4 protein-coding genes and 1 tRNA gene are annotated in these 4,284 nt (G+C 33.0%); 1 reads left to right on the top strand and 4 read right to left on the bottom strand.

Going from position 1 to position 4,284, the window contains the following annotated elements:
• Positions 1-347: 347 nt before the first annotated feature.
• A complete protein-coding gene (lysM, locus tag RMN92_RS01790; RefSeq protein WP_309607750.1) occupies positions 348-806 on the top strand; it encodes a peptidoglycan-binding protein LysM in 459 nt (152 codons plus the stop codon).
• Positions 807-863: 57 nt separating this feature from the next.
• Here lysM and RMN92_RS01785 read toward each other — a convergent pair.
• The 4 genes from RMN92_RS01785 to ftsZ all read right to left on the bottom strand — a co-directional run.
• Positions 864-937 (bottom strand) — tRNA-Arg (locus tag RMN92_RS01785).
• A gap of 30 nt (positions 938-967) precedes the next feature.
• On the bottom strand, positions 968-1,609 hold the full coding sequence (locus RMN92_RS01780; RefSeq protein ID WP_309607749.1) for an alpha/beta hydrolase: 642 nt from the start codon (positions 1,607-1,609) through the stop codon (positions 968-970).
• 44 nt (positions 1,610-1,653) lie between these two features.
• Complete coding sequence (locus RMN92_RS01775; RefSeq protein ID WP_309607748.1) at positions 1,654-2,103, bottom strand: GatB/YqeY domain-containing protein; 450 nt, start codon at positions 2,101-2,103, stop codon at positions 1,654-1,656.
• A gap of 374 nt (positions 2,104-2,477) precedes the next feature.
• Positions 2,478-4,284 (bottom strand): cell division protein FtsZ (gene ftsZ, locus RMN92_RS01770; RefSeq protein WP_309607747.1); only part of this gene is annotated, 1,807 nt, incomplete at its 5' end.

Here is a 4,284-nt window from a genome sequence, read left to right as displayed (position 1 = left end):
GCAGTTAATTGCAATCCCATTTTTTGCATATCGCGATGGTTTAAACGTTCAATAAACATTAAAAACCACATTCCTTCATCTGCCTTAACACTTGTAGGAACAAGCATAATAGTTAAAATTAAGGATAAAATAATCTTTTTCATAATTGATATAATTTTTTGTGATGCGAATATAAATATAATTTAAAATTTAATTAAATTGATGAGTAAATAATATGGTTAAGTTAAGATAAGTTTAACGTTTTAGTAAACTAGTTTAATAGATTTTAAACACAAATATTTTTTTCAAATTGCTTGATAATTTTTACTAAATTTATTTTTTATTAAAATAACTTAAAAAAAACTATTATGGGATTAATTTCATTTATGAAAAATGCGGGTGCAAAACTTTTTGGAAGAAATGTGGAAGAAGCGCCTGCGGAGGAAAAGGCACAATTAAAAGCTAGTGCTTTATTAGCTCACGTACAATCTATGGGTTTGCCATTTAAAACTATTAAAATTTCATTGCGTGGCGATGATGTTGTAGTAACTGGTGAAGTAGAAAAACAAGCCGATGCTGAAAAAATTGCTTTAACGTTAGGAAATGTTGAAGGTGTAGATACTGTGGATAATAATATGACAGTAGCAACTCCAGAGCCAGAAGCAAGATATCATACGGTAGTTTCAGGAGATTGGTTGTCTAAAATTGCAGATAAATATTATGGTGATCCTCAAAAATATGATGTTATTTTTGAAGCCAACAAACCTATGTTGGAACATCCTGATAAAATTTATCCAGGTCAAGTTTTAAGAATTCCTAATTTGTAATAAATAATTTATAGATGAAAAAATGCCTTTCAAATTTATATGATTGGCATTTTTTTGTGACCGCGAAGGGATTCGAACCCCCAACCCTCAGAGCCGAAATCTGATATTCTATCCAGTTGAACTACGCAGCCTTTATTTAATTACGAATTTCAAATTACGAATTATGTAATTATACTTTCTATTAAATTTGATAATTCTATATTTTTGTTTAATGTCATAAAATGACCGCCATTTTTAATTTTAAAATCAGCTTTAACAAATTTAAGAGGCAAAATTCTATCAGATGTGCCATGAATATGAATTAGACCTTTCTTAGTTACTGTATTTTTCCAAGTTACTATTTTATCCAATGCCCATTTTAAAAATATTGAATCGGTATCTTTTAAAATGCTTTTTAACAACTGCTTTTCAGATTTATTTTCCACTCCGAAAAACCAATAACTTAAAAAATTAGCTCTTTTTAAAATACTTGCAGGAATCAATTTATGCAATTTCAATTTCCCTGGTATTTTATAATAAAAAGGAATTTCATATTTTGTTTTAGCTGAGGCCAGCAAAATTATCTTTTCTACTTCAACAAATTTGGCAACCTCTACAGCCACCATTCCTCCAAAAGAAAGTCCTATTAAAATAGGATTCTTAGCCTTGATTTGTATTGAAATTCTATAGGCATAATTTTCAATTGACTCATCTTTGTTAGGAATGATCCAATTGATATGAGTAATGTAAAAATCTGAAAAATCTAGCTTTTCAAATGCTCTGTAATCGGCACCAAGACCACTGAAAAGATAAATTTGTTTCATTTACATTACAATTTCGTAATTCGTAATTTGAAATTCGTAATTGATTAAACCAACAATTTCTTCACAATACTCGAAATAGTTTTCCCTTCAGCTTGTCCACCAGTTTGTGCAGATGCCAATCCCATGACTTTTCCCATGGAGGCTATTCCTGATGCGCCAGTTTCTGCAATAATTTTTGCAATAATGGCTTCTACTTCTGTTTCTGATAATTGTGCTGGTAAGAATTTTTCTATTACCGCAATCTGTGCCATTTCTGGTTCTGCCAAATCGGGACGGTTTTGCTTTGTGAAAATTTCGTAGCTGTCTTTACGCATTTTTACTAGCTTTTGCAAAATCTTGATTTCGTCTGCTTCTGTAATTTCTGCTACGCTTCCTGTGGCTGTTTGTGCCAATAATATTTCTGATTTAATGGCACGAAGTGCTTCCAATGCAACTGTGTCTTTGGCACGCATGGCATTTTTTATTTCGTCCATTATTTTTACTGATAAACTCATATTGATTTTAGATTTTAGATTTCTGACTTTAGATTTTAGATTTTTTGAATTGAAACTAAATTTGTACAGTTTGAGCCATCACAAATCTAATATATAAATTCTTAAATCCAATATCTCCTGCCCCTGATGGCAGTGGAAAGCCTTTTTGAATTGAACTGCATTTTTTCTTAAAGCAGAAAAGCGACCAAAGGAAGCTCTTTCTGGTTTGTAGAAAAAAGCAGTTGAAGAAAAAAGCTTGTAACGTACAGCAGGATTAGGCTCGGCAAATCTAGTGAAAATTTAGATTCTTTCATACCTAGGATTAATAAAAAATAACCCGAAAACTGTTGAAATTTTCGGGTTAAAAGGTGGTTTGGGTTGGTGCTTTTATAAATTTAATCTACGTTGTCATGCAAGAATGAATTGTTTGAACGCAGTTGAACCTCATCATTGCTGTCTGTGCCCAATGACATTCTAGAGCGATTGTTTTCTGTTGGGTTATTGGTAATGTCGATTCCCATTCGTCTGTAGGCAGGCTCTTTTTCAAATTCGTCGACTTTTGAAGCATTATTATGGAATTTATAATTGAATTCTTTCATTTTGCGACGACGCTCTTCGGCTCTCATTTTTAGCGTTTCTTCGATTGACATTTCAAGTGGCGATACTTTGTTTTCAGTATTTACTGTTGACTCAGCATTTATATCGACTTGTTTCATTGTCAAATTGAGTTCTTCAGGTGTAATATCCACGACTAAATCGGTCTTTTTTGCTTCGAATAATTGGTTTTCTTTTTCCATATATTCTTCGAGCGAATGTTTTATGACTCCATTTTGACTAACTTCTGTAAGTGGTACAAATTCAATGGCTTGATTGACTTTAATTTCCTTAATTTCATTTGTCAAATCAAACAATAGTCTGTCGGTATTTATTTCTTTTGGCGTCGATTTTTGAATTGGTAAATCAAAAGTAAATGCAATTTGATCTTCTTTCACTACAAATACAGGATCAATAACTTCAATTTGTTTTACTTCTGGCGAGGTAAAATAAAAATCGTTTACATCGATTGTTTTTGAGGAAACTACTTCAAAAGTAACATCGATATTTTTTATAAATTCTGATGTTGGAACCAGATCCATTGTGAAAACTGGCGTTACAACTACAGGAATTTCTTCTTCCAATGAGAACACAATTTTTTCGTCGACTACTGGAATCTCATTTATTTTTTCTTGAGAAGTTATATTTGATGAAAAATCGAATCCTTCAGCAACATATTTCTGGGTTAAATCGCGAACAATTCTTTGATCGTCTTCGAGTGCATGTATGATTTTTTTAGGTTCTGTATTTACAATTTCGTTTTGCTGTTCTACACAAAAACCTGTTGCAATAATGGTTACCGCTATTGAGTCGGCAAGATTTTCGTCTTCTCCAACACCCATAATAATATTGGCATTGTGTCCAGCTTCGGCTTGAATATGATCGTTGATTTCTCCAATTTCATCAATAGTAATTTCGTTGGTTCCAGAAACAATAAGCAACAATACGTTTTTGGCTCCTGCAATTTTATTGTCGTTCAATAATGGCGAATCTAATGCAGAAACTATAGCTTCTTTGGCTCTGTTTTCTCCTTCTGCTTTGGCAGAACCCATAATGGCAGTTCCAGAATTTGAAAGTACGGTTTTGGCATCTTTCAAATCTATATTTTGTGTGTAATGATGGGTAATCACTTCCGCAATACCACGTGAAGCGGTTGCCAAAACTTCATCTGCTTTTGAAAAACCTGCTTTAAAACCAAGATTTCCGTATACTTCTCTTAATTTGTTATTATTGATTACGATAAGCGAATCGACTTGTTTTCTTAACTTTTCGACACCCAACAGTGCTTGTTCAATACGTACTTTTCCTTCAAACTGAAAAGGAATTGTGACAATACCTACCGTCAAAATATCTCTTTCTTTTGCCAATTGTGCTATGACTGGCGCAGCTCCTGTTCCAGTTCCACCACCCATTCCTGCAGTAATGAATATCATTTTTGTATTGGTATCGAGCATTTTTTCGATATCTTCAATGCTTTCCAATGCAGATTGTTGTCCAACATCTGGATTTGCTCCAGCACCCATTCCTTCGGTTAGGTTAACGCCTAACTGAATTTTATTTGGTACAGGACTGTTGTCAAGTGCTTGAGAATCTGTGTTGCAAACTACA

It is taken from the genome of Flavobacterium sp. (assembly GCF_031363805.1).
In the GTDB taxonomy this organism is placed as follows: Bacteria; Bacteroidota; Bacteroidia; order Flavobacteriales; family Flavobacteriaceae; genus Flavobacterium.
The sequence above is the reverse complement of the archived record's forward strand: the minus strand, read 5'-3'. Positions and strand labels throughout refer to the sequence as shown.